At 69.7% G+C, this 24,947-nt stretch carries 23 protein-coding genes; 14 read left to right on the forward strand and 9 right to left on the reverse strand.

Going from position 1 to position 24,947, the window contains the following annotated elements:
• The first annotated feature begins 29 nt into the window (after positions 1–29).
• Entirely contained in the window at positions 30–1,295 is a 1,266-nt protein-coding gene (locus tag ACGFNK_RS26115) for an MFS transporter (protein ID WP_393419682.1), read from the forward strand.
• A gap of 24 nt (positions 1,296–1,319) precedes the next feature.
• Here ACGFNK_RS26115 and ACGFNK_RS26120 read toward each other — a convergent pair whose 3' ends face one another.
• Positions 1,320–2,180 carry a triphosphoribosyl-dephospho-CoA synthase gene (locus ACGFNK_RS26120; protein WP_393419684.1) on the reverse strand — a complete coding sequence of 287 codons (861 nt, stop codon included), beginning with the start codon at positions 2,178–2,180 and terminating at the stop codon, positions 1,320–1,322.
• A gap of 24 nt (positions 2,181–2,204) precedes the next feature.
• Positions 2,205–3,137, reverse strand: a complete 933-nt coding sequence (locus tag ACGFNK_RS26125) for an intradiol ring-cleavage dioxygenase (RefSeq protein ID WP_393419687.1) — start codon at positions 3,135–3,137, stop codon at positions 2,205–2,207.
• Between the two features lie 353 nt (positions 3,138–3,490).
• On the opposite strand from ACGFNK_RS26125, the gene ACGFNK_RS26130 reads away from it, so the two are divergent.
• On the forward strand, positions 3,491–5,332 hold the full coding sequence (locus tag ACGFNK_RS26130; RefSeq protein ID WP_393419689.1) for a polysaccharide deacetylase family protein: 1,842 nt from the start codon (positions 3,491–3,493) through the stop codon (positions 5,330–5,332).
• An 82-nt stretch (positions 5,333–5,414) separates the two neighbouring features.
• Here ACGFNK_RS26130 and ACGFNK_RS26135 read toward each other — a convergent pair whose 3' ends face one another.
• Complete coding sequence (locus ACGFNK_RS26135; protein WP_393419691.1) at positions 5,415–5,870, reverse strand: ATP-binding protein; 456 nt, start codon at positions 5,868–5,870, stop codon at positions 5,415–5,417.
• A 225-nt stretch (positions 5,871–6,095) separates the two neighbouring features.
• On the opposite strand from ACGFNK_RS26135, the gene ACGFNK_RS26140 reads away from it, so the two are divergent.
• The 9 genes from ACGFNK_RS26140 to ACGFNK_RS26180 all read left to right on the forward strand — a co-directional run bounded on the left by ACGFNK_RS26140 (position 6,096) and on the right by ACGFNK_RS26180 (position 15,805).
• Positions 6,096–6,920, forward strand: a complete 825-nt coding sequence (locus ACGFNK_RS26140) for a hypothetical protein (RefSeq protein WP_393419693.1) — start codon at positions 6,096–6,098, stop codon at positions 6,918–6,920.
• A gap of 116 nt (positions 6,921–7,036) precedes the next feature.
• Positions 7,037–7,771 (forward strand): YcnI family protein, encoded by a 735-nt coding sequence (locus ACGFNK_RS26145; RefSeq protein WP_393419695.1) that lies wholly within the window; start codon positions 7,037–7,039, stop codon positions 7,769–7,771.
• Between the two features lie 93 nt (positions 7,772–7,864).
• The gene (locus ACGFNK_RS26150; RefSeq protein WP_393419697.1) at positions 7,865–8,518 is read left to right on the forward strand and encodes an SCO family protein; all 654 of its coding nucleotides are present in this window, start codon (positions 7,865–7,867) and stop codon (positions 8,516–8,518) included.
• Positions 8,515–9,006, forward strand: a complete 492-nt coding sequence (locus tag ACGFNK_RS26155) for a copper chaperone PCu(A)C (protein ID WP_393419699.1) — start codon at positions 8,515–8,517, stop codon at positions 9,004–9,006. The genes ACGFNK_RS26150 and ACGFNK_RS26155 overlap by 4 nt, the downstream gene beginning before the upstream one ends.
• A 13-nt stretch (positions 9,007–9,019) precedes the next feature.
• Positions 9,020–10,915 carry a copper resistance CopC/CopD family protein gene (locus ACGFNK_RS26160; RefSeq protein ID WP_393419701.1) on the forward strand — a complete coding sequence of 632 codons (1,896 nt, stop codon included), beginning with the start codon at positions 9,020–9,022 and terminating at the stop codon, positions 10,913–10,915.
• Positions 10,916–10,923: 8 nt separating this feature from the next.
• Positions 10,924–12,177, forward strand: a complete 1,254-nt coding sequence (gene efeB / locus ACGFNK_RS26165) for an iron uptake transporter deferrochelatase/peroxidase subunit (protein ID WP_393419703.1) — start codon at positions 10,924–10,926, stop codon at positions 12,175–12,177.
• 70 nt (positions 12,178–12,247) lie between these two features.
• Positions 12,248–13,180: a prephenate dehydratase gene (pheA, locus tag ACGFNK_RS26170; protein ID WP_386340224.1), complete on the forward strand. Its 933-nt coding sequence runs from the start codon at positions 12,248–12,250 to the stop codon at positions 13,178–13,180.
• Positions 13,181–13,709: 529 nt separating this feature from the next.
• Positions 13,710–14,996, forward strand: a complete 1,287-nt coding sequence (serS, locus tag ACGFNK_RS26175; protein ID WP_393419705.1) for a serine--tRNA ligase — start codon at positions 13,710–13,712, stop codon at positions 14,994–14,996.
• The gene (locus ACGFNK_RS26180) at positions 14,993–15,805 is read left to right on the forward strand and encodes an HAD family hydrolase (RefSeq protein ID WP_393419707.1); all 813 of its coding nucleotides are present in this window, start codon (positions 14,993–14,995) and stop codon (positions 15,803–15,805) included. The genes serS and ACGFNK_RS26180 overlap by 4 nt, the downstream gene beginning before the upstream one ends.
• 341 nt (positions 15,806–16,146) lie before the next feature.
• Here ACGFNK_RS26180 and ACGFNK_RS26185 read toward each other — a convergent pair whose 3' ends face one another.
• The 5 genes from ACGFNK_RS26185 to ACGFNK_RS26205 all read right to left on the reverse strand — a co-directional run bounded on the left by ACGFNK_RS26185 (position 16,147) and on the right by ACGFNK_RS26205 (position 20,040).
• Entirely contained in the window at positions 16,147–16,389 is a 243-nt protein-coding gene (locus ACGFNK_RS26185) for a hypothetical protein (RefSeq protein ID WP_393419709.1), read from the reverse strand.
• 144 nt (positions 16,390–16,533) lie between these two features.
• A complete protein-coding gene (locus ACGFNK_RS26190) occupies positions 16,534–17,253 on the reverse strand; it encodes an ABC transporter permease subunit (protein WP_393419711.1) in 720 nt (239 codons plus the stop codon).
• Positions 17,254–17,262: 9 nt separating this feature from the next.
• Positions 17,263–18,174 (reverse strand): ABC transporter ATP-binding protein, encoded by a 912-nt coding sequence (locus tag ACGFNK_RS26195; RefSeq protein WP_393419713.1) that lies wholly within the window; start codon positions 18,172–18,174, stop codon positions 17,263–17,265.
• Positions 18,171–19,076, reverse strand: coding sequence for an ABC transporter permease (locus tag ACGFNK_RS26200; protein ID WP_393419715.1), 906 nt, complete (start codon positions 19,074–19,076; stop codon positions 18,171–18,173). Before ACGFNK_RS26200 ends, ACGFNK_RS26195 begins: the two co-directional genes overlap by 4 nt.
• The gene (locus ACGFNK_RS26205) at positions 19,066–20,040 is read right to left on the reverse strand and encodes an ABC transporter ATP-binding protein (RefSeq protein ID WP_386340545.1); all 975 of its coding nucleotides are present in this window, start codon (positions 20,038–20,040) and stop codon (positions 19,066–19,068) included. Before ACGFNK_RS26205 ends, ACGFNK_RS26200 begins: the two co-directional genes overlap by 11 nt.
• 290 nt (positions 20,041–20,330) lie before the next feature.
• On the opposite strand from ACGFNK_RS26205, the gene ACGFNK_RS26210 reads away from it, so the two are divergent.
• The 3 genes from ACGFNK_RS26210 to ACGFNK_RS26220 all read left to right on the forward strand — a co-directional run bounded on the left by ACGFNK_RS26210 (position 20,331) and on the right by ACGFNK_RS26220 (position 23,821).
• Complete coding sequence (locus ACGFNK_RS26210; RefSeq protein ID WP_393419912.1) at positions 20,331–22,118, forward strand: SDR family oxidoreductase; 1,788 nt, start codon at positions 20,331–20,333, stop codon at positions 22,116–22,118.
• 148 nt (positions 22,119–22,266) lie between these two features.
• The gene (locus ACGFNK_RS26215; RefSeq protein ID WP_393419717.1) at positions 22,267–22,866 is read left to right on the forward strand and encodes an RNA 2'-phosphotransferase; all 600 of its coding nucleotides are present in this window, start codon (positions 22,267–22,269) and stop codon (positions 22,864–22,866) included.
• Positions 22,867–22,954: 88 nt separating this feature from the next.
• The gene (locus ACGFNK_RS26220; RefSeq protein WP_393419719.1) at positions 22,955–23,821 is read left to right on the forward strand and encodes a Cof-type HAD-IIB family hydrolase; all 867 of its coding nucleotides are present in this window, start codon (positions 22,955–22,957) and stop codon (positions 23,819–23,821) included.
• Here ACGFNK_RS26220 and ACGFNK_RS26225 read toward each other — a convergent pair.
• On the reverse strand, positions 23,818–24,867 hold the full coding sequence (locus ACGFNK_RS26225; RefSeq protein ID WP_393419721.1) for a peptidoglycan DD-metalloendopeptidase family protein: 1,050 nt from the start codon (positions 24,865–24,867) through the stop codon (positions 23,818–23,820). The genes ACGFNK_RS26220 and ACGFNK_RS26225 overlap by 4 nt on opposite strands.
• Positions 24,868–24,947 lie beyond the last annotated feature (80 nt).

Raw genomic sequence — 24,947 nt, forward strand, 5'->3', positions numbered from 1 at the left:
GGATCCACTGCGTCCATAGCGTCGTCCCCATGACCAACTCGCTTCTCCCGCCCGCGGGCCCGCAGCGTGTCCTGGCCCTGGCCCAGTTGAGCAACTCCGTCGGAGACGGCGCCTTCTACGTCACCTCCGCCCTGTATTTCACCCACGTCGTCGGACTCGCCCCCGCGCGCGTGGGCCTCGGGCTCACCATCGCGTGGGCGGCCGGGTCACTGGCGGGCGTGCCCCTGGGGCGGCTCGCCGACCGGCGCGGGCCGCGTGGCGCGGCGGTGCTGCTGGCGCTGGGGACCGGCCTCGCGGTGGCTTCCTTCCTCGTCGTTCGTGGCTTTGTGCCGTTCGTGCTCGCGGCGTGCGGCTACGCGGCGGCGCAGTCGGGGCTCGCGGCGGCGCGGCAGGCGCTGCTAGCCGGGGTGGTGTCCCGGGAGGAGCGGACCGGGCTGCTTGCGCATCTCCAGTCGACGCTCAACGCAGGCCTGGCGGTGGGGGCGGGGCTCGGCGGGCTCGCGCTGCATGTGGGGACCAGGGAGGCCTACCTCGGGGTGTTCGCGCTGGACGCGGTGAGCTTCCTGCTGTGCGCGGGGGTGCTGCTCCGGCTGCCGGTCGTGAAGCCCGTGCACGTGCGCGTGGGTGCCGATCAGGGCCGCGGACAGGGCGACCGGGGCGACGCCCTCGGAGTGCTGCGCGACCGCCCGTACGCGCTCGTCACGCTGCTCAACACCGTGCTGCTGCTGCGGATGCCGCTGCTCAGCCTCGGCATCCCGCTGTGGATCGCCGAGCGGACCGACGCCCCGGCCTGGCTGGTCTCCGCACTGTTCGTGCTCAACACCGGTGCCGTGATGCTCTTCCAGGTGCGGATGGCACGCGGGGTGACGGGCCTCGCGTCGGCCACGCGCGCGGTGCGGCGTTCGGGGCTGGTGATGATGGGGTCGTGCGCGGTGTTCGCGCTGTCGGCCGGCGTCTCGACCTGGGTGACGGTGGGCGTGCTGGTCGCGGGCGCGGTGCTTCAAGTCGTCGCCGAGATGCAGCAGTCGGCGGGCTCCTGGCAGCTCTCCTTCGATCTCGCCCCGGCCGACCGGACCGGCGAGTACCAGGGCTTCTTCGGTACGGGCGTAACCATGGCGCGCACGGCGGGCCCGCTGGTGCTGACGGCGCTGCTCGTGGGGTGGGGGCCGCCGGGCTGGCTGGTCCTCGGCGGACTCATGCTGGCGGCTTCGTACGGGATGGGGCCCGCGGTGCGGTGGGCGGCCGGAAGGCGGGCCACCGCCCCGCAGGTAAGGCAACCCGTGTCGGTGAACTGACCCCCACCGGAAGGGGTCACCCGCTCATGGGGGTCCCCCCGCGCGAGCGAAGTCGAGAGTGGGGGAGAAGCCGAGAGTGAGGGGAGAGTCCAGGAACAGGGCCCCCGCGAGCAGCCCGCTGCTGCCGCGGGGGCTCCACGCGCGCGCGTGGAGGTCGTCGTCGAAGGCGGCGAGGGCCGCGCGGCCGGCCTCCGTGGACGTACCGCCCGCTTCCAGGACGCCACGAGCGCCCGCCTGGACGTGCCGCAGGCCGTGCGGGCCCGCCGTGTACAGCAACTCCGTGTCCTGAAGGGTGGACATGACGGTGAGCAGGGCGTCGAGGCGGGCGTACTGCTCGGGGGCGCCCGCCGAGCGGGCCGTGGCCAGCGCGTCCAACGCCCGCCGTACGTGCGGGAACCCGGCCCGAGCCTCGCCTCGCGCCCCAGGAGCCCCGTACTTCGCCGAGACCGAGGAGCCGCGGGAGGGGCGTCGCGGCGCCTTCCGGTCGGGGTGTGCCGCGAGCCGCTTGGCGGTCGCGGCGAGGTCGCGGCCGGTGGCCCGGGGTTCCAGGGCGGCCGCGGCGACCAGCAGGCCGAGCACCCACAGCGCCCCTCGGTGGCCGCCGCCCGCAAGCCCCACCGAGTGCTCGGTGGACCGCCCGATCGCGCCCAGTTCGGCGCGGAGTCCGGGCGTCGCCGAGCCGGTGCGGCGGGCGGCGGCCGCCATCGCCGCCAGACCGGGCGCCAGCGCCTTGGCCGACCAGCGCAGGGAGCTGTGGTCCTGTCCGGTGGCGCGGGCCCCGAGATCGCGTGGGTCGGGCAGTCCGGGCTTGGGGGCCAGCGCGAGTTGCCTGGTCAGGGCGGTCACGGCGGCCTGCGCCAGCGTTTCGTCCGGGGAGTTGCTCATTGACGTAAGCCTTTGCGTAAGCGTTTACGAGGAGGTGGCGGAGGACGCGGAAGCGCTCGGAGCGTCGCTGGGCGCGTCACCCGGAGGCGTACCGCCGCCACCCTCGCCACCGCCTGCGCCGGTGTTCTCGGCGTCCGGGTCGATGCCCAGCCTGATGTATCCCTTGTAGCCCTTGGAGGCGTCCTTCTTCTGCGCGGGCTCCAGGGTGAGCAGGCCGCTGGACGCGCCACCGCCGTCGTACACCATGTCGTCGTCGAGCCCTGTGTAGCTGCCGGAGTGCTGGGAGTACGGCTCCAGCTCGAAGATCTGCTGGGCGATGTCGTCGTCGAAGAAGAGCTGGCCGGTGAAGTTGACCGTGCCGCCCTCGTAGATGCCGTCCTCCTTCTCACCACCCGTGTGCACCTTGACGTGGATGTGGCAGGTACGCGGGGTGTACCAGCCGGGGAAGATCGTCTCGAACTTGACGACCCCGTTGGCGTTCGCGATCTGGTAGCCGCGCAGATACGTCTTGTCGTTGGCGCTCGAGCCGTCCTCGCTCTCGGCGGGCGCGGAACCGCCGGGGTTGGCGGTCGTGTAGCCGGAGTAGTAGCCCCAGGCGTCGCAGTGCCAGATCTCCACCGCCGCGCCCGCGACCGGGGCGCAGGACTCGGTGGTGTCCTGGACGGTGATGCGGAGGGTGAGCGGGACGCCGCTCTTGCCCTCGCTGATGTCCTTCCGTACGAGGGCGCCGTCCAGGTAGTACGGCCCCTCCGTGACGCTGGACATGAGGACACACGTACCGCTGCTGGAGTCCGCACTCGCGCTCCCGCTCGCGGCGGCCGTCTGAGCGGTGGTCGCCTCTCCGGCGAACGCGCTCTGGTAGCCGGCGATCGCGATCCCGCCGACCGCTGCCCCGCCTCCGGTGACCGCGAGCGCACGCCGCCGGGTGATCGTCTTCTTCCTGTGGCTTCCCGTCATGCGGGGAGCCTAGGGAGGGCAGCCGTCAGAGAGCTGATGGGCGGCTGTGAGGACCCTGAGAGCCGCACGTTCACACCGGCTGATTGCCCGCGCTGAGACGCTGCCGCGCCGAAGACACACAGAGCGCCCGAAGACCCGGAGTGCCCGCCGGCCCGTGCCGGCGGGCACTCCGTCCCGGCGTTGCAGGTTCGAATCTCGCGCCCTCATGTTTCACGTGAAACTGCGGCCAAGCCAGCAGGCCCGTTGCAAGGCCTGCGAGCACTCCGTCCCGCTGTGTGGCATGGCCGACGCATCAGTGTCGATGACATAGCTTGTACGCCTGCTGTTCGAGTCAGGCGTGAAAGGTGCTCCCGGTGGGACGACGCGAGAAGCCGGTCGATCCCGATGCCGGTCCCATACAGCGGCTCGCCCACGAGCTGCGTGTCCTTAGGGAGAAGGGCGGAAAGCCGCCGTACCGGGAGATGGCCAAGCGCGCGGGCTACTCCCCTACCGCACTGTCCCAGGCGGCGGCCGGTGAGCAGCTGCCGTCGCCGGCGGTGGTGCGGGCGTACGCCGAGGCACTGGATGCCGACCCCGACGAGTGGCAACGGCGCTGGCGGGAGGCGGACGCAGAAGTCCGGGCACCCTCGCCGGATGAGAGGCCGCCGTATCGGGGGCTTGCCCGCTTCGAACCGGGTGACAGTGATCTGTTCTTCGGTCGGGAGGCGCTCGTCGCCGGACTGGTGGAGCTGGTGCAGGAGCACCGGTTCGCGGCGGTGTTCGGGCCGTCCGGCAGCGGCAAGTCGTCGCTGCTGCGGGCGGGGCTGATTCCGAGACTGCGACAGGCGGCGGGGGCGGAGCGGCCGGCGATGATCCGTGTGCTCACCCCGGGCGAGCGGCCCGCGCGTACGCATGAGAAGGCGCTCGTCCCGCTGGATGGCGACGGGGAAACCTGGGTGATCGTCGATCAGTTCGAGGAACTGTTCACCCTGTGTCACGACCGCGAGGAACGGGACCGGTTCCTGGATCTGCTGCTCGCCGCGCGACGGCCGGAGAGCCGGCTGCACGTGGTGATCGCGGTTCGTGGTGACTTCTACGGGCACTGCGCCGGCCGACGTGAGCTGGCCGAGGCCGTCTCCCGGGCCAATCTGCTGGTCGGGCCTATGAGCCCGGACGAGCTGCGCGAGGTGATCACCGACGGCGCCGGGCCCGGGCTGTCGACCAGGACGTACTGGTACGACGGCAAGGCCGGCGAGTACCAAACGGCCCTCGGGCTCATCACCGAAGACTCCCGGGCCGCCTTTGTCGCCGCCTTGAAGGATCAGCTCAAGGGCCGCGAAGGCTTCGACCCCGACCTCTTCGACGCCACGCTCTCCGAGGACTCCATCACCGCCGCCCTGGACGACATGGCCTTCACCGCCGACGGCGGACTGCGGGTGACCTTCGATCGCGGCGAGGTGGGCGTCCCGCCCGCCGGGACCTACATCGTGGCCCTGCCCAGGGAGACGATCACCCCCTGGCTGTCAGGGTTCGGAAAGCGTGTCCAGCGGCAGACCGTGAAGCCCAGCCGTTCGCTCGACCTGGGTGCGGCCCACGTCCCCGAGCCGGCCGTCCCGACCCACACCGCCACCGGCGACAACGACACCGACTGCAAGAAGGTCAAGTGCATTGCGCTGACCTTCGACGACGGACCGGCGGCGCCGGAGACCGGGACCCTGCTGACCTACCTCGCGGAGTACGAGGCTCGTGCCACCTTCTTCACCACCGGCCAGAACGTCGCCGCCCACCCCCAACTGGTGCGCGCCGAAGCGAAAGCCGGACACGAGGTCGCCAACCACTCCTGGAACCACCCCGATCTCACCAACCTCACCCCCGAGCAGATCGCCTCCCAGCTCAACCGCACCAGCGACGCCATCAAGACCGCCACCGGCAAGGCTCCCTCTGCCTTCCGCCCGCCGTACGGCGCGATGGACGCCAAGGTGAAGGCCGCGACCACGCTCTCGCCGGTGATGTGGGACGTGGACACCGAGGACTGGAAGTACCGCGACGCGGCCAAGGTCGCCCAGACCGTCATCGACCAGACGCAGCGCAACGGCGTCGTCCTCATGCACGACATCCACCCCACCTCGGTCGCAGCGGTCCCGCAGATCCTGCGCGCACTGACCGCCCAGGGCTACCACTTCGTCACCGTCAGCCACCTGCGCGCCACCCTCTGAGCCACCGAGTGACCTTCCCGCATAGGTGAGGCCGGGCCGCTGTTTCACGTGAAACAGCGGCCCGGCCTCACCCTCAGCAGCACTACACCGCCACGAGCGGAGTGTCCTTCCTCCACTTGAGGATCTTGTCGAAGCTGACCACCGCGCCGCCTCGCCCCGGCTTGTTGCCGATCTGGACGTGGTCGGCGAGCTCCTCGATCAGGCACAGGCCCCGGCCGTGCTCGGCGTCGCTGGGCGCGGGACGGAGGGGGGCGCGCCTGCGGCCAGTGGGAAAGCCCGGGCCGGAATCGGTCACTTCGATGCGGCACTTCTCGCCATCGAGATAGGCGGTGACCCGGAAGGCCTCGGCCGACCGCCCTGCGGCGGATTCGCCGCCATGCTCGACGGCATTGGCGCAGGCCTCGCTCAGGGCGACGGAGAGGTCGTACGAGATATCCGGATCCACCCCTGCTGTCTCCATGGTGCCCATCAGGAGACGTCGGGCGAGCGGGATGCTCGCGGCTTCGCGCCGGAGATGGAGGGACCACCAGATGCTCATGCTCCAGCCTCCTGGCCGCGGCTCGACATACCGTTACGTATTGCCCCCAAGGGGCGGACTGTAAGCGCGAGATTGACGTGATGCCGCCCATACGGCGGATGTTCCGCCGGCTGCGATCGGTGTAGATGCGGGCACCTCCCGCCAGAACGTGATCTTCCGGGCCGTACGGAACCTTGCGGACCTGCCGTATGGAGCGGGTGGGCCCAGTGCGATGATGAGCCCGCAATGAGTGCCCCCCGACTACGTGCACGCACCGGAGGTGATCTCCGGGTTCCGAGGGCCGCGATGTTCGCCGCGGTCTGCGTCGTGCTGGCCGGGGCCGGGCACGCGGTCGCCTCCTGCGAGGGCATTCCCCTGTGGTCGCTGGGGACCGGATTTCTCGCCGTCTTCGCCGTCGCGGCGCCGCTCGCCGGGCGTGAGCGCTCGCTGCCGGGCATCGCCGCGCTGCTGACGGTCGCACAGACCGTGCTGCACACCCTCTTCGGGCTCGGGCAACACGCCACGGCTGTGCAGCCCGGGAGCGTGGACGCCTCGCTCGTGGCGCGGGCCGCGCGACTCGTGTGCGGCACGTCCGTCGCGGCAATCAGCCCAGCGCAGGCCCAGCGGATCCTCATCAACGCGGGAATCGACCCGGGGACAGGTACAGGGGCCGGTGCGAGCACCGGCGCGGGGCGCCTGGCGCACCAACACTCCGCGGAGGCCGTCACGGCCGCCGGGGACCCCTCGATGTCGGTGCTGCCCTCCCTGCCCATGCTGCTCGGCCACGTTCTCGCGGGCGTCGCCGCCGGGTGGCTGCTGCGCCACGGGGACCGCGCGCTGCGGCGCCTGATGCAGCTGTCGGCGCACGGCGAGGGCCCGGTCCGCGCGCTGCGCCGGGCACTCGCGCTCGTACGGGTCCTGTTGGCGGGACTTCCGAGTACGCCCGAGGCGGCGATGTGCGCAGCGCGCGCCACTCAGCCCGGGCCGCCGGTCCCGCGTGCGACCGTTCTCCAGCACTCGGTGATCAGACGCGGGCCGCCGTCGGACGCGGACCTCCTCCTCGCCGCCTGACGCGACGCACCACCACTCCTAGGGGTGCCGTCATGCGGCACGCGCCTGCCCGTCTTTTCGCATGCGCAACCCCGTTCTTTCAACGAACCACTGTCGAAAGTGGAGTGCTCCCTGCCATGAAGGCCTCCTATATCGCCGCCGGTGTACTCGCCGCGTCGGCCGTCCTCGTTCTGTCCGCCCCGGCCTACGCGCACGTCACCGTGAATCCGGAAGGCACGGCCGCCAAGGGCGGATACGCGACGGTCAACTTCAAGGTGCCGAACGAGCGCGACGACGCCTCGACCACCAAGCTCGAAGTGAACTTCCCGACCGAGCACCCGCTCGCCTCCGTCATGCCGGCGCCCGTCGACGGCTGGAAGATCCAGGTCACCAAGTCCAAGCTCGCCAAGCCCGTCGAACTGCACGGCGAGAAGATCGACGAGGCCGTCAGCAAGGTCACCTGGACCGCCGACGGCAAGGGCATCGAGCCCGGCTACTTCCAGAAGTTCCCGCTGTCCATCGGTGCGCTGCCCGAGAACACCGACGAGCTGGTGTTCAAGGCGCTCCAGACGTACTCCAACAAGGAGGTCGTGCGCTGGATCGAGGTCCCGCAGGAGGGTCAGGAGGAGCCCGAGGCGCCGGCGCCGGTGCTCGCGCTGTCCGCCGCCGAGGACGGCCACCACGGCTCGGCCGCCTCCGACACCGACTCCGGTGACGCCGAAGCCGTCGTCAACGAGTCGACCGAGCAGGCCGCCGCCTCCTCCGACACCAGCGACACCACAGCCCGCGTCCTGGGCATCGTGGGCATCGTCGTCGGTGTGGCGGGCGTCGCATACGGCGTTCTGGCCAGCCGTCGGCGTTCCGACGCCTGAGGACCAACACACCTCAGTTGCGTGCCCTCGGGGTCGTACATCGCCGTACGACCCCGCTGTGGGCCGCAGCTCTCACATCTGGGACATTTTTCTATGCGCAAGAAGACGTTCGCCGCCGCCCTGGTCGCCGCGACCGCACTGACCCTGACCGCCTGCGGCAGCAGCGACAACAGCGACAGCTCGCCGGTAGCCGAGGTTTCCGCCGAGACCGGCTCACAGAAGGCCGCGACGGTCCTCGACAAGCCGTTCGAGAAGCCGGACCTCGTCCTCAATGACACCCAGGGCAAGCCGTACGACCTCCGCAAGGAGACCCAGGGGCAGCCGACGCTGATCTACTTCGGCTACACCAACTGCCCCGACGTCTGCCCGCTGACGATGAACAACATCGCCGTCGCCAAGAAGCAGCTGCCCAAGGCCGAGCAGGACAAGCTCCGCATCGTGTTCGTCACCACCGACCCGGAGCGGGACACGTCCTCCGAGCTCGGCAAGTGGCTCAAGGGCATCGACCCCGCCGTCGTCGGCCTCACCGGCTCCTTCTCCACGATCCAGGGGGGCGCCCGGCAGCTCGGCATCTCCATAGAGCCGCCGACGAAGGACAAGGACGGCAAGGTCACCTCGATGCACGGCACCCAGGTCGTCGCTTTCTCACCGAAGACCGACGCGGGCTATGTGCTGTACGGGGAGGACGCCACCGTCGACGACTACACCAAGGACCTCCCCAAGCTGATCAAGGGGCAGACACCGTGAGGCGTCCCATCGCGCCGGCCGTCCTCATGGCAGGCTGTCTGGCCCTTACGGGCTGCGGCGGTTCGGCCGACGGTGGCGACGCGGCACCCGACCTGTCGGTCCAGTCCGCCTACATGCGCCAGCCGGTCACGGACTCCCTGGCGGCCGGTTACCTGACCGTCGTCAATAAGAGCGACAGCTCCGACGACCTCGTCTCCGCCACCAGCGACATCGCCGAAGACGTCACCGTCCATGAAACGTCCGGTCAGAAGATGAAGGAGGCCAGCTCGCTGGAGATCCCCGCGGGCGGCCGGCTCGTCCTCGGAAGCGGCGGCAACCACCTGATGTTCGAGAAGCTGAAGCGCAGGCCCAAGGAGGGCGAGACGGTGTCCGTGGAGCTGCGCTTCACCAAGACCGACCCGATCACGGTCGAGATGCCGGTGAAGTCCGTCACGTACCAGCCCACGTCCTCGAAGTCGTCGTCGACGTCCTCGAGTTCGCATCACTGAGGGAGGGATCACCGTGAGGCAGGCCATCGCTCCCCGCGTACGGCTCCTGTTGTTGCTGTTCCTCGCCGTCACCGGCGCGCTGTTCGCCCAGGCCGCACCCGTCTCGGCACACGCCGCGCTGACCGGGAGCGACCCGCAGCAGGGAGCGGTGGTCGACCAGGCGCCCTCCCAGGTGTCGCTGACCTTCTCCGAGAAGGTCGCGATGTCCGACGGCTCGGTGCGCGTCCTCGACCCGAAGGGCAAGCAGGTCGACACGGGCAAGACCACCGACCTGGGCAGCAACACGTACGCCGTGAATCTGCACGAGGGCCTGCCCGACGGCACGTTCACCGTCACCTACCAGGTGGTGTCGGCGGACAGCCACCCCGTCTCGGGGGCCTTCACCTTCTCCGTGGGTGCGCCCTCGAAGACCACCGTCTCGCTGTCGGACCAGGAGGCGGGCGGCGGAGTCGTGGGCGGGCTCTACGGTTTCGCACGCTATGTGGCGTACGCGGGATTCGTACTCTTCGTCGGCGGCGCGGCCTTCGTGCTCGCCTGCTGGCAGCGCGGTGCCGGCGTGCGGCCGATGCAGCGGCTTGTGGTCTCCGGGTGGCTCGCTCTCACCGCGGCCACGCTCGCCATGTTGCTGTTGCGCGGCTCCTACGCCGGCTCCGGGAAGGTCGGGGACATCTTCGACCTGAGTCTGCTCAGCCAGGTGCTGCAGACCAAGACGGGCGCGGCGCTGGTCTCGCGGTTGCTGCTGCTCGCCGCGGGCGCGCTGTTCATCGCCGTACTCTTCGGGGCCTTCGAGAAGCGCGAGGACGAGAAGGAGAAGCAGGACCTCACCTTCGGACTGGCCATCGGCGGGTCCGTCGTGGCGGCGGGCCTGGCCGGAACCTGGGCGCTTGCCGAGCACGCCTCGACCGGCATCCAGACCGGGATCGCGATGCCCGTGGACGTCCTGCATCTGCTGGCCGTCGCCGCCTGGCTGGGTGGCCTGTCGGCGCTCCTGGTGGCGCTCTACCGCGCGCCGTCGATCGACTCGTCCGCCGTACGCCGCTTCTCCGGCGTCGCGTTCGGCAGCGTGGCCGTCCTCGCCGCCACCGGGATCTACCAGTCGTGGCGGCAGCTCGGCTCCTGGTCGGCGCTCACCGGAACGTCGTACGGGCAGCTGCTCCTCGTCAAGATCGGGCTGGTGGCCGTGCTCGTCGGCGTCGCGTGGATCTCCCGGCGCTGGACCGCCCGGCTGACATCGGCTCCTGAAGCCGAGATGGAAACCGAAGACCCCGCAGACACTGAAGACGCCGAGGAGCGTACGGACGAGAAGGAACCGGCCGCCGCACACGTGGGCGGCGGGGACAGCAAGCGTGCGGCCCAACTGGCCCGGCAGCGGGCCGCCGTGGCCACCGCACGCGAGAAGCGCGCCCGCGACGCCGATCCGCGTCGCTCGGGGCTGCGCCGCTCGGTGCTCGCCGAGGCGGGTGTCGCCGTGGTCGTGCTCGCCGTGACAACCGTACTGACGTCCACCGAACCCGGTCGCACGGTGGAGGACGCCAAGGCCGCCACCGCCGCCTCACAGCCGGAGTCCGCAGCGCTGTCCCTGGAGATGCCGTTCGACACGGGCGGCCAGGACGGCAAGGGCATCGCACGGCTGGAACTCGACCCGGCCCGCGTCGGCGGCAACGACATGCATGTCTACGTAGAGCGGCCCAACGGCAAGGCCTTCGACATCCCCGAGGTCAAGGTCGCCCTTACCCTCGAGGCGAAGGACATCGGACCCCTGCCCGTGGTCCCCGACCGCATCGCCACCGGGCACTGGACGGCGCGCGGGGTGCAGATCCCCATGACGGGCAACTGGAACATCGCAGTCACCGTGCGAACCTCCGACATCGACCAGGTGACCGTCGACAAGAACGCGCAGATCGGCTGAACGACACCATGGCTGAACAGTCCACTCCGGAGACCTCTCCCAAGGGGATCATTTCGCGGCGGCGGCTGCTCGGTACCGCCGGTGCCAGCGGGCTCGCGCTCGGCGCGGCGGGCGGGGCCGCCGGTTATGCCGCGGCGCCCTCCGCCGACCGGGCCATGCCCCTCAGCTCGCTCGGCGCGGACGAGGTGATGTTTCACGGGAAACATCAGCCCGGCATCACCACCGCCCTCCAAGCACGCGGCCACCTCGTCGCCTTCGACCTGGCGGCGGGCGCGGGCCGCAAGGAGGCCGCCGCGCTGCTGCGCCGCTGGTCCGCCACGGCCCAGCGGCTGATGACGGGCGAACCGGCCGACAGCAAGGACACGGATGTCGCTCGCGACGCGGGCCCGTCGTCCCTGACCGTCACCCTCGGTTTCGGGCACAGCTTCTTCGCCCGTACGGGACTGGAGAAGCAGCGCCCCATCGCCCTCGACCCGCTGCCCGACTTCTCCTCGGACCACCTCGACAAGGCGCGCAGCGACGGCGACCTGTGGGTGCAGATCGGCGCGAACGACGCCCTTGTCGCCTACCACGCCCTGCGCGCGATCCAGAAGGACGCCGGCTCCGCCGCCCGGATCCGCTGGCAGATGAACGGCTTCAACCGCTCTCCGGGCGCCACCGCACAGCCAATGACGGCCCGCAACCTGATGGGCCAGATCGACGGCACGCGCAATCCGAAGCCGTCCGAAGCAGACTTCGACCAACGGATCTTCGTACCCGACTCGGGCGAGCCCCCGTGGATGGCCGGGGGCTCCTACGCCGTCGTACGCCGTATCCGCATGCTCCTCGACGACTGGGAGAACCTCTCGCTCAAGGACCAAGAGGACGTCATCGGGCGACGCAAGTCGGACGGGGCACCGCTGACCGGCGGCACCGAGACCACCGAGCCGAAGCTGGAGAAGACAGACGCCTCCGGCAAGCTCGTCATCCCGATCAACGCACATGCGCGCATCACGCGGCCCGACCAGAACGGCGGCGCCGCCATGCTGCGCCGGCCGTTCTCCTTCCACGACGGCTTCGACACGGACGGCGTACCGGACGCGGGCCTGCTCTTCGTCTGCTGGCAGGCCGACCCGCTGCGCGGCTTCGTACCGGTGCAACGCAAGCTCGACCGGGGAGACGCGCTGTCGGCGTTCATCCGGCACGAGGCAAGCGGACTGTTCGCGGTGCCGGGCGGGGCGGCGGAGGGGGAGTACGTGGGCCAACGGTTGCTGGAGGGGTGAGAAAACCGCCTGGGGCGGCCGGGGCCAGAGGCGTGAGCCCTGGCTGCCTACGGCGCATTAGGGTGAAGCCATGCCAGCCAGCTACGCGTATCTCGGCCCCGAGGGCACCTTCACCGAAGTCGCCCTGCGCACACTCCCGGAGACCGCCACCCGGGAACTCGTCCCGATGGTGTCCGTACCCGCCGCACTCGACGCAGTCCGAGGCGGCGAGGCCGAGGCGGCTTTCGTACCGATCGAGAACTCCGTCGAGGGCGGTATCACCACGACGCTCGACGAACTGGTCGCCGGCGAACCGCTGATGATCTATCGCGAAGTGCTGCTCTCGATCACCTTCGCACTGCTGGTCAGGCCGGGCACAAAGCTCTCGGAGATCAAGACGGTGACCGCGCACCCGGCCGCCCAGCCGCAGGTGCGCATCTGGATGAAGAACAACCTCCCGGACGTGATCTGGGAGTCGGCGGCCTCGAACGCTGACGGCGCGCGCCTGGTGCAGGAGGGACGCTACGACGCGGCCTTCGCAGGTGAGTTCGCGGCCCAGCGGTACGGCCTGGAGCCGCTGGAGACCGGGATCCACGACGCGGAGAACGCGCAGACCCGGTTCGTGCTGGTGGGCAAGCCCGCCCGGCCCGCGGCACCGACCGGCGCGGACAAGACGTCCGTGGTCGTCTGGCAGCGCGACGACCACCCGGGCGCCCTGCTCGAACTGCTCCAGGAGTTCGCCGTACGCGGCGTCAACCTGATGCTGCTGCAGTCCCGGCCGACCGGTGAGGGCATCGGCAACTACTGCTTCGCCATCGACGCCGAGGGTCATATCGCTGACCGCCGGGTGGGCGAGGCGCTGATGGGCCTCAAGCGGAGGTGTCCGCAGGTGCGGTTCCTCGGGTCCTATCCGCGGGCCGAGGTCGACGCCAGGGAGGTACGCGCACCGGGGGCGGGCACGTCCGACGGCGAGTTCGCGGCGGCCTCCGACTGGCTGGCCCGCTGCCAGGACGGCCGGTTCTAGCCCGTCCAAGCCGGTCCTACCAGCCGCTCTTCTTCATCCACAGAAGTTATCCACAGGACCTGTTCTCGACCTGGGGACAAGTCGACAACGGGGCGTGATGCAGTCGACAAATCACCCTACGGCCCCAACTGAGCCCACAGCACAGCAGGTCGTGCTTCGTCCACCCGTTTCCCTCCGTCAACCCTTTGGAGTGAACCATTTCCACCCAAAAGTGGGCGGAGAGGGCGTCAAGCTTGGGGGTTTTTCGTCCCGGCATGCCGCGTTCGAGTCGATCACCTGCGAAGTCCACAGATCTTTCGCACAGCCTGTGGATAACTCTTCGAAGGGTGTGAGCCCCTGTGGACAACCCACTCTCCAAATCTCTTTTCCCGCAAGGGAATCGGGTCAACTCGCGGTATCCCGACTATCCCATTCCGGGGAGTTGCGCTTCTTTTGTTGACAGAGCTGATCAATTTCCGCATAGCGGTCAGCAGCGACAGATCGGAATACCGGGTCGTGGGCCAGAACACCGCACCGGTAGCCTTGAGGGGTGATTGACCTTCGCCTGCTCCGTGAGGACCCCGACCGTGTGCGTGCGTCGCAGCGCGCCCGTGGAGAGGACGTCGCGCTCGTCGACGCCCTGCTCTCCGCCGACGAGCGGCGCAGGTCGTCCGGCGTCCGCTTCGACGAGCTGCGCGCCGAGCAGAAGGCCCTCGGCAAGCTCATCCCCAAGGCTTCCGGCGACGAGAAGGCCGAGCTCCTGAAGAAGGCGGGCCAGCTCGCCGCCGACGTCAAGGCTGCCGATGCCTCGAAGGACGAGGCCGCGGCCGAGGCCCAGGAGCTGCTGCTCCAGCTGAGCAACCTCGTGCACCCCGACGTCCCGGTCGGCGGCGAGGAGGACTTCGTCACCCTGGAGACGCACGGCACGATCCGTGATTTCGCGGCGGAGGGCTTCGAGCCGAAGGACCACCTGGAGCTCGGTACGACGCTCGGCGCGATCGATGTCGAGCGCGGCGCCAAGGTCTCCGGCTCGCGCTTCTACTTCCTCACCGGCGTGGGCGCCCTGCTGGAACTCGCGCTGGTGAACGCGGCGATGGCGCAGGCCACGGCCGCCGGCTTCACGCCGATGCTGACTCCGGCGCTGGTCCGCCCGCAGGCCATGGCCGGCACGGGCTTCCTCGGCCAGGCCGCGCAGGACGTGTACCACCTGGACAATGACGACCTGTACTTGGTCGGCACCTCCGAAGTGGCGCTCGCCGCGTACCACATGGACGAGATCATCGACGGCGACCGCCTCCCGCTGCGCTACGCGGGCTTCTCGCCGTGCTTCCGCCGCGAGGCCGGTTCGCATGGCAAGGACACGCGCGGCATCTTCCGGGTGCACCAGTTCGACAAGGTCGAGATGTTCTCGTACGTCGACCCGGCGGACTCGCAGGCCGAGCACCAGCGCCTGCTGGACTGGGAGAAGCAGTGGCTGACCTCGCTGGAGCTGCCGTTCCGGGTGATCGACGTGGCTTCGGCGGACCTGGGGTCCTCGGCGGCCCGTAAGTTCGACTGCGAGGCGTGGATCCCGACCCAGGGCAAGTACCGCGAGCTGACGTCGACCTCGGACTGCACGGAGTTCCAGTCGCGCCGTCTGGCGATCCGTATGCGGGACGGCAAGCAGGTGAAGCCGCTCGCGACGCTGAACGGAACGCTGTGCGCCGTACCGCGCACGATCGTGGCAATCCTGGAGAACCATCAGCAGGCCGACGGCTCCGTACGCGTGCCCGAGGTGCTGCGGCCGTTCCTGGGTGGCCGGGAGATCCTGGAGCCGGTCGCGAAGGCCGCCAAGTGAGCGACTCCGCTCCCGCCTTCCCCTACAAACTCGTCGCGACCGATCTCGACGGAACGCTGCTGCGCTCCGACGACACGGTCTCGGAGCGCACACGTGAGGCGCTGGCCGCGGCCACCGCGGCGGGCGCTGCGCACATCGTCGTCACTGGGCGGGCGGTGCCGTGGACCCGCCACATCCTGGACGAACTCGGGTACGACGGGATCGCGGTGTGCGCTCAGGGCGCGCAGGTGTACGACGCGGGGGCGCACCGGCTGCTCACCACGCTGACTCTCGACCGGCAGCTGGCCGGCCTGGCGCTCGCCAAGATCGAGGCGGAGGTCGGCGCGCTGGCCCTGGCCGCGAGCCGTGACGGCCTCGACGGCGACGTCCTGATCGGCCCCGGCTATCAGGTCCAGGGACTGCTGCAGGCCGTCCCGTTCACCGACCTCGCGGAACTGTGGGCCGAGCCGCTGACGAAGCTGTACATCCAGCACCCGCGTCTGACCGACGACGAACTCGCGGACGCGGCACGTCAGGCGGCGGGTGGTCTGGTGTCCGTCACCATGGCGGGCGAGGGCATCGTCGAGATCCTCCCCCTCGGTCTTTCCAAGGCCACGGGGCTCTCGCTCGCGGCCCGCCGTCTGGGCGTCAAGGCGGCCGAGACGATCGCGTTCGGCGACATGCCCAACGACATCCCGATGTTCGGCTGGTCCGCCCACGGCGTGGCCATGGCCAACGCCCATGAAGAACTCAAGGCGGTCGCCGACGAGATGACCCTGTCCAATGAAGAGGACGGGATCGCGGTGGTGCTGGAGCGGTTGCTGAGCTGAGCGCGCAACGCTGCCGCTGTGACCTGGTATTGGGCATGTCACAGCGACAGCGTTCCGGCAACGTCGGGAGGGGCGGCCCGCGCAAGACGCGCGCTCGAAGCGGCCGCCCCGGGCAGCTCCCCGTGCGGGGCGGACTCGACGGAGCGGTAGCTACTCCGGAGTGCGCCGCGGGCTGCCCTGTCGGGAGCTCGACGGACTGCTACTGATGGGCATCGTCGCGCTCCTCTCCCAGAATGCGGCGCCGGAGGAAACCCGGCGACCTGGACATAACTACTCTGCCCGTACCGAGTTGGGCGCCACCGAATAAAAAGTGCGCTCCGCGGCGGGAGGCCCGGGAGCGGCTACCGGTTGCGGCGCCACCTGCGTCGTCGCGCCTTGCTGAAGAACCAGCCCGCGGGCGGTTCGTCGGACCGCCAGGGCTGCGGTTCGGGACCTCCATTGCGCCAGCGGGCCGCGAGCATACGGGCGCGTGCCGACGGCTCGGCCGTCTCTGCGGACCGTATGAAGTCCTCGTCCAGGACGAGGTCGTCCCAGCTGTCCTCGGACTCCCCCTGACCGTCGCTTCGCGGTGCCTGCCGTGCCATCCCCGTTCCTCCTTGCCGTGCATCCCTTTGGACAAGTGTGCCGTTGCGCGCGTAAAACCGATCTCAAGATCAAAAGAGGCCCCACGCGCGTGCACCCCAACAGCAAGTACGCGCGCGTGGGGCCGCCCCGACTCCCCGGAGTGCCTACTCCTCGCCGGCCAGCGTCAGCGACCGCAACTTCTGCCCCGCGAACCATGTAGCGGCCACAGTCACCACGATCAGCAGCACCGTGCCCGTCGCAAGGCCCACATCGGAGGTGACAAGGTCCCCGCCCGTGACCTCGTGGGCCACGGCCAGCGACCACTGCTGAACGCTGAGCGTGCGCGCCCCGGACACGAGGGACCCGAAGAGGGCCTCCCAGACGAGGGCGTAGACGAGCCCGAAGACCACCGCGTGCCGGGTCACCGTGCCGAGCAGCAGGAAGAGGGCGGCGTACGCGATGGAGGCGACCAGCGCGGCCACGGTGTATGCGACGGCGATCTGCTGACCGTTGCCGTTGAGGATCATCCCGGCGAGGAACGTCGGGATCGCGGAGAACGCCATGGTCACGGCGATCGCGACGATCAGCTTGGTGAAGATGATCGTGGGCCGCTTGATCGGCTTGGCGAGCAGGTACACCACCGAGCCGTCGTCGATCTCCGGCCCGATCGCGCCCGTACCGGCGATGACGCCGATGATCGGCACCATGGTGGCGAGCGCGAACCCGCCCAGGAGGTTGGCGGCCACCTGGTCGTCGGTGCCGGTGAAGGCACGGACCGCCACGGAGATCACGATCAGCAGCAAGGGCAGCGCGCCCAGGATGAGGGCCCGGCGGCGGCCGAGCAGGGCCCGGTAGGTGAGCCGGGCGACTGTGGGGTCGTACATCTTGGCCTCCTACGCCGCGACGAGATACGAGAAGACGGACTCGAGGGACTCGTCCGAAGGCGAGACAGTCAGCAGCCGGATGCCGTGGTCCCTGGCCACCCGCGGCAGCAGTGCCGTGAAGCGCCCGAAGTCGACCGCCTGGATGCGCAACGCGCCCTCCTGGAGGTCCACTTCGATGCCGGAGGTCGACGGGTCGGCGATGAGCGCGGCCGCGAGCGCGCGGTCGTCGCTGGAGCGCACGAGGTAGCGGTGCGGGCGGTCGGTCATCAGGCGCCGGATGCGCCGGAAGTCGCCGCTCGCGGCGTGCCGTCCGGCGACGATCACCTCGATGTGTGAGGCGAGTTGCTCGACCTCTTCGAGGATGTGCGACGAGAACAGCACCGTACGGCCCTCGTCGCCCATGCGGCGGAGCAGATCCATCAGTTGCATGCGCTGGCGTGGGTCCATGCCGTTGAAGGGCTCGTCGAGCAGCAGCAGTGACGGCCCGTGGACGAGCGCGGAGGCCATTTTCACGCGCTGCCGCATGCCCTTGGAGTACGTCGAGATCTTCCGGTCCTGCGCGTACTCCATCTCGACCGTGGCGAGGGCCTTCTGAGCGGCCTTCTTGCCGAGGCCGTGCAACTCGGCGTTGGCGACGACGAATTCGCGGCCGGTGAGGAAGTCGTACATCGCCTCGCGCTCCGGGACGATGCCGATCTTCTTGTAGATCTGTTCGTTACGCCAGGTCGGCTCGCCGTCGAGTGTGACGGAGCCCGTGGAGGGGGCGAGGAAGCCGGCCATCATGTTGATGAGGGTGGACTTTCCGGCGCCGTTCGGGCCGAGCAGGCCGGTGACTCCCGGACCGACCGTCATCGTGATGTCGTTGACGGCCACCACGTTGCCGAACCAGCGCGATACGTGGTCGATGTTGAGCGTGGTCACAGTCCGACCTTTCGGTAGCGGCGCATCAGGAGGCCGTAGCAGCCCGCGATGAGGCCCAGGACGACAAGGAGGTAGACGACGCCCTCGCCGTTCGACGGGCCCACTTCTCCGGGGAAGGAGGACGAGGCGCCGAGGAAGGCGGTCTGTACTCCGTCGATGAGCGTGATGGGCGAGAAGAGGCCGAGCCAGGCGATCGCATCGGTGCTGTTCTGCTCGTACGCGATGGCCTGGACGGTGGATACCGCCCCGTAGGAGATGGTCAGCGTGGCGATGACGGCCGCGATGCCGAAGCCGCGGCGCGGGGTGACCGCCGAGATGACCAGGCCGATACCGGCGAAGAGCAGTGAAAGCAGTGCAACGGAGACGAGCCCTTGTGCGAATCCCTTGGTCTGGTCGGTGAAGTCAAGTTTGGCGAGCAGTGCGCCCACGTAGAGCACGAGCAAGGGTGCGGCGGTGAGGATGAACATCGCCGAGGCCAGCGCCGCGTACTTGGCGCGGACGTAGTCGGCGGTCTCGATGGGGCGCGAGAAGTACAGCGGTACGGTCTTGAAGCGCAGGTCGCGCGAGACGGACTGCGGCGCCTGCGAGGCCACGTACAGGCCGATGACCGCCTGCAGGAAGATCGCATAGCGCGTGTAGTCGACCGGCAGGTCCTTCGCCGTGGTGGCGACCGCGACTGCCACCATGATGGCCGCGGGTACGCACATCACCACGAAGAGCAGCATCGGCAGGACCTTGGACTTGGCCGAGCGGCCGAGGCCGTACGAGCCGCGCAGGGACTGCGAGTAGAGCGAGCGGCGGGCGTAGGCGCGGCCCAGGCGTGGGCCGTCGTAGTTGCGGTAGCCGATGTTGTGGATCCGGGTCTGCTCGCCGGCCCGGGCCGGGGTCTGCTCAACCGCCATGGCCGACCGCCTCCTTCCGCTCTTCGTCCCGCGCGTCGTCGGCGTCCTTGAAGACCTCCGAGATGTGGTGCCTGCGCTGTTCCATACGGACCAGGCCGAGGCCGAGGTCGGCGACGACGTCACGCACGAGGTCGTACGTCTCCTCGCCGTCCGCCGTGAGCAGCAGGATGTGACCGGCACCCGGCAGTCCGCTGCCGTCGTGAGTGTCGATCCCGCGCGCTTGCAGCACCTCGCGCACTGCACGCGTGCCGTCCGGGTGGTCGTCGGTGTCGGTGACCTCGATCGCGAGGGTCGTCGTGGTCTGGGTGAAGTCCGTGGTGGAGCTGGAGCGCAGGAGCTTGCCGCCGTCGACGACGACGACGTGGTCGCAGGTGCGCTCCAGCTCGCCCAGCAGGTGCGAGGTGACGAGGACAGAGATGCCGAAGTCGGTGTGGATGCGGCGGATCAGGCCCAGCATCTCGTCGCGGCCGACCGGGTCGAGGCCGTTGGTCGGCTCGTCGAGGAAGACCAGCTGGGGGTCGTGGACGAGGGCCTGCGCGAGCTTCACGCGCTGCTTCATGCCGGTCGAGTAGCCGCCGATGGGGCGGTAGCGCTCCTCGTAGAGACCGACGTGGCGCAGCGTGTCCGCGGTGCGCTCGCGGGCCGCCGCCGGGGGCAGGCCGGACATGCGCGCCATGTGGACGACGAACTCGGTGGCCGAGACATCGGGCGGCAGGCAGTCGTGCTCGGGCATGTACCCGACCCGCTCGCGGATGTCACCGCCTTTCGTGGCGACATCGAGGCCGAGCACTTCGGCGCGGCCCTCGGTGGCGGGGGACAGACCCAGCAGGATCTTGATCAGTGTGGACTTGCCGGCTCCGTTGGCTCCGACGAGTCCCGTCACACCGGGCCCGACATCCACGGAGAGCCGGTCAAGAGCGGTCACCCTCGGGAACCGCTTGCTCAGGCTTTCGGTCGCGATCACAGTCACGATTCGAAGGTAGTGGCGCAGGCCACAATGGGACGTCACCCCAGGGAGCTGTATCGGTGTCACTCTCCGGTATTACGGGCCCGTAAGGGTCACCCTGAAGTCGAACAACCGAGGGCGGTCGTCCGCACCCGGCTGTTTTCCCCATTGGGCGAGTTGTCCACAGGCCCCGCGCCTGCCCGTTGACGCGGCTTCCAACAATTGGAACATTCGACAGGGCCCGGCATGCGATCGCTGACGGGTCTGACCGGCATGAGTAAGCGGGGCGTGTGAGCAAGCGAGACCGTATGAGCAAGGGGGACCGCGTGACAGGCGAAGGTCTGCTCAAGGGCGCGCGCGAACGCTGGGTGCGGACGGGCGGGGTCGAGTTGTGCGTCGCCGAACTGGGGGACCCCTCGCAGCCCACCGTCCTGCTCGTCCACGGCTATCCGGACACCAAGGAGGTGTGGTCCGAGGTCGCTCCACGCCTCGTCGAGCGCGGATTCCACGTGGTGCTGTACGACGTCCGGGGCCACGGCAGGTCGACCGCGCCGCAGCCGCTGCGCGGCGGGTTCACTCTGGAGAAGCTGACGGACGACTTCCTGGCGGTCGCGGACGCGGTCAGCCCTGACCGGCCGGTGCATCTGGTCGGGCATGACTGGGGCTCGGGCCAGGGCTGGGAATTCGTCACGGTCGGGCGCACCGAAGGGCGGATCGCCTCCTTCACGTCGATGTCCGGGCCTTCCGTGGACCACTTCGGGCACTGGATCAAGAAGCGCAGGTCACGCCCGACCCCGCGCAGGCTCGGTCAACTCCTCGGCCAGGGAACCAAGTCCTGGTACATCTACGCGCTGCACATCCCCGTCCTGCCCGAACTTCTCTGCCGCGGCCCACTCGGCAAGCAGTGGCCGAAGATCCTTCGGCGGATCGAGAAGATCCCCACGGACGAGTACCCGACCGCATCGCTGCCCTCGGACGCGGCACACGGCGTATGGCTGTATCGGGACAACATGCGGCCGCGGCTGCGCAATCCGCGCCCGGACGCGTACGCACACGCGCCCGTGCAGCTCATCACTCCCCTGGACGATGCCTTCCTGTCCGAACGGCTCTACGACGACCTGGAGCAATGGGCCCCGCAGCTGGTCCGCCGCACGCTCCCTGCCAAGCACTGGATCCCGCGCACCCGGCCGGATCAACTGGCCGCCTGGATCACCGAGTTCGTGACCTCGATCGACAGTGGAAGGCCCGCACCGATGGCGACCGGCAAGTACGCGGACCGCTTCGGTGGGCAGCTCGTGCTGGTCACCGGGGCAGGCAGCGGCATCGGGCGGGCCACCGCCCTGGCGTTCGCCGAGGCCGGCGCACGCGTGGTGGCTGTCGACCGGGACGCACAGAGCGTGGCCCGCACCGCGGAGCTGTCACGTCAGGGCGGGGCGCGCGAAGCGTGGGCCGAGACGGTCGACGTCGGTGACGAACAGGCCATGGAGAAGTTCGCCGACAAGGTCGCCGCCGAGTACGGGGTGGTCGACGTACTGGTGAACAACGCCGGGATCGGACTCTCCGGCTCCTTCTTCGACACCACGACGGAGGACTGGAAGAAGATCCTCGACGTCAACCTGTGGGGTGTGATCCACGGCTGTCGGCTCTTCGGCAAGCAGATGGTCGAGCGCGGACAGGGCGGCCATATCGTCAACACCGCGTCGGCGGCGGCATATCTGCCCTCGAAGGCGCTGCCCGCCTACAGCACCTCCAAGACGGCGGTGCTGATGCTCAGCGAATGCCTGCGCGCGGAGCTGGCGGACCAGGGCATCGGCGTCTCGGCGATCTGCCCCGGCTTCGTCAACACCAACATCACCTCAACCGCGCACTTCGCGGGCGTCGACGCCGAGGAGGAAAAGCAGCGCCGGAAGAAGGCCGCGCGGCTGTACGGGCTGCGCAATTACCCACCGGAGAAGGTCGCCGACGCCGTCCTGCGCGCGGTGGTCCGCAACCAGCCCGTGGTGCCTGTGACCCCCGAGGCCCGTGGTGCCCACCTCATGGCCCGCTTCACGCCCAGGGCGCTGCGCGCGATCGGACGGATAGAGCCACCGCTGTAAGGACATGCCGGAGGAAAACAACGAAAGGGACGGAGAGTTGTCCACAGGTAACGTCAACTTGCCCTGTGGATAACGCACTTGGCTGTGGATCAAACCTCCGCACTCAAATAAAATGCGTGATCAGCGTCTCGCCAGGCACTCTGGCGTCATGAACGAATCCGAGACGGATGCCGAGATCGATTCCAGGACACTCTCCGAGATCGATGAACGCCGCACCGTGAAGGTGTCGAAGTACCTCTCGAAACACCTGCGGCATCAGCCCGAGCTGATCGGGCTGACGCTCGACGAAGGCGGCTGGGTCGAGATCGAGACGCTGATGGCCGCGACGGCAGCCCACGGCTTCCGGTTCACGCGGGCCGAGCTCGACCACGTGGTGGCCACCAACGACAAGCGGCGCTTCGCGATCGAGGGCACCCGGATCCGCGCCAGCCAGGGCCATTCCATCGAGGTGGACCTCGGTCTGTCCCCGGCGACGCCGCCCGCGTACCTCTACCACGGGACCGTCGCCCGCAACCTGGACGCGATCCGCGCCGAGGGCCTCCGGCCCATGAACCGCCACGATGTGCACCTCTCAGCGGACCGCGAGACCGCGACCCGCGTCGGTGCCCGCCGCGGCCGTCCCGTCGTACTCTCCGTGGACGCCGCCGCCATGCACCGCGACAGCCACGTCTTCCGGGTCAGCGCCAACGACGTCTGGCTCACTGCCGCCGTGCCGCCGCGCTACCTGCGGTTTCCCGAGCCGCACTGACCTGCGGCCTCGGCGGGTTTGGGCTGGCGTGGGCCCGTGTGTGCGGGCCGTCGCACGGTCGTGCGGGCATCTGCGGGACAATGGCGGCGTGACCTCAGCGACCCGCCGGCCCCAGACTCCGGCCTCCACCCTTCCGCCCCGGCTGATCGCAACGGATCTGGACGGCACCCTGCTGCGCGACGACCATTCCGTCTCGCAGCGCACGGTCGCCGCTCTGGCCGCCGCGGAGGAGGCGGGCATCGAGGTCTTCTTCGTGACCGGCCGCCCCGCCCGCTGGATGGATGTCGTCAGCGACCATGTCCACGGCCACGGCCTCGCCATCTGCGGGAACGGCGCCGCCGTGGTCGACCTGCACGGCGGCGCCGGCAACCACCGTTTCGTCAAGGTCCGGGAGTTGGCACGGGAGAACGCGCTCGATGCCGTGCGGCTGCTCCGCGAGGCCGCGCCGGGGACCGTGTTCGCCATTGAGCAGACGTACGGCTTCTACCAGGAGCCGTCGTACCCGAAGATGCACATGGAGATCCCGGACACTCTCGCGCCCGCCGAGAAACTCCTGGCGCCGGACGGCCCCGGTGCCGACGAGCCGGTGCTCAAGATTCTCGCGTTCCACCACGAGATCGACCCGGACGACTTCCTGATGACCGCCCGCCTGGCCATCGGCGACCGCGCAGGCGTGACCCGCTCCAGCCCCAGCGCACTGCTGGAGATCAGCGGCCCCGGCGTCTCCAAGGCCAGCACGCTCGCGCTGTGCTGCGCCGAGCGCGGCATCTCGCACGAGGAGGTCGTCGCCTTCGGGGACATGCCGAACGACGTGGAAATGCTCACCTGGGCAGGCACGTCGTACGCGATGGGCAACGCACACCCCGACGTGATCGCCGCGGCCTCCGGACGCACGGTCGCCAACAACGAGGACGGTGTGGCAGTCGTGATCGAACGGATGCTGGCTCTCTCCTAGGAGACCTGCACCCCGCGCTCGGCCAGCCACCCCATCGGATCGACGCCCGAGCCGTGATACGGCGTCAGACGCACCTCGAAGTGCAGATGCGGTCCAGTCGAGTTGCCGCTCGTGCCCGACTGGCCGACCCACTGCCCGGCCGCCACCCGCTCCCCCTTGTCAACAGCGACCGACGCGAGATGCGCGTACTGCGTGTAGTAGCCCCCGGGGTGCCGCACAACGACCTCGACACCGAACGGACCGCCGCACGACACCTTGACCACGCGCCCCTCGCCCACTGAGCGCACCGGCGCGCCGATGTCCACCGCGAAGTCCTGCCCCGTGTGCCGACTCGCCCAGCGCTCACCACCGCTCCCGAAGCCCGCGGAGAGTTCGTACGTCTCCAATGGCGCGACCCACGCAGCCGCGAAGCCTGGCTCCGACTGGTCGAGCCGGACCGCGCCCCGGCACGCACCCGCTGCGACCGAGGCGTCCGCCTGCCCCTGAAGCGTCGACTGCGCCGCTTCGAGCCTCTGCTCGATCCCCTGCTTCATCTCGGCGAGTCGGGCATTGCGCCGTTCCAGCGTCTGCCAGGCCTTCGCGGCCTTCGCCTCGTCGGCGGCGAGCCGTGCCTCGGCGCGGCGGCTCTTGGTGACGGCGTTGTTGACCGCCAGGTCCGCCTGCCACACCGCACGCTGACCGCGCATCAACTCCTCGGGGCTGTCCGCGAGCAGCAACTGCGCGGTGTGCGGAAGCCCCCCACCGCTGCGGTACTGGGCGCGCGCGATCCGGCCGAGGTCCCCGTGCAGTGCGGCAATGCTCCGCTGCTCCCGCGCGAGAAGCCGCTCCAGCCGCTGTGCCCGGGCCCGCTGCACCTCGGCCTCCTTGCGCCCTTCCTCGTATCGCCGCGTCGCGGCGGACGCCTCTTCGAAGAGCCGCACCACCTCGGTGCTCAGGCCACCGGGATCGCCCGCGTCCCCCTTGGCCGCCGTGGGCCCGGCCGCCAGAAGGGCCAGCGCGCACAGCAGCGCCGGTACGAGCAGGGGATGGCGGCGAAGTGGGCGCATACAACGGATCGTGTCCCGCGCCCGGGCCGCGGTCCTGTTCAAGTCGTACGCCTGGGGGATCGAATGCCTCGGACGGACCA

The organism is Streptomyces sp. NPDC048825, from assembly GCF_043198355.1.
Classification (GTDB): domain Bacteria; phylum Actinomycetota; class Actinomycetes; order Streptomycetales; family Streptomycetaceae; genus Streptomyces; species Streptomyces xiangluensis.